1 protein-coding gene is annotated in these 227 nt (G+C 64.8%); it reads left to right on the top strand.

Going from position 1 to position 227, the window contains the following annotated elements; genetic code table 11:
* Positions 1–227, top strand: a 227-nt coding sequence (locus tag AWT75_RS22415; RefSeq protein ID WP_204377138.1) for a hypothetical protein, incomplete at both ends; no start/stop codon positions are given.

The following is a 227-nucleotide window of genomic DNA, read 5'->3' as shown; positions in this document are numbered from 1 at the left end:
GGAAAAGACCCCAAGCTGTGCGAACTGTACCTGGTCGAGGGTGACTCCGCCGGCGGCTCTGCCAAGCAAGGCCGCGACCGCAAATTCCAGGCCATCCTGGGCCTGCCCGGCAAACTGGCCGACTGCCAGGAAAAGACCCCAAGCTGTGCGAACTGTACCTGGTCGAGGGTGACTCCGCCGGCGGCTCTGCCAAGCAAGGCCGCGACCGCAAATTCCAGGCCATCCTG

This window comes from Aquitalea pelogenes (genome assembly GCF_001515305.1).
GTDB classification, from domain to species: domain Bacteria; phylum Pseudomonadota; class Gammaproteobacteria; order Burkholderiales; family Chromobacteriaceae; genus Aquitalea; species Aquitalea pelogenes.
The sequence above is the reverse complement of the archived record's forward strand: the minus strand, read 5'-3'. Positions and strand labels throughout refer to the sequence as shown.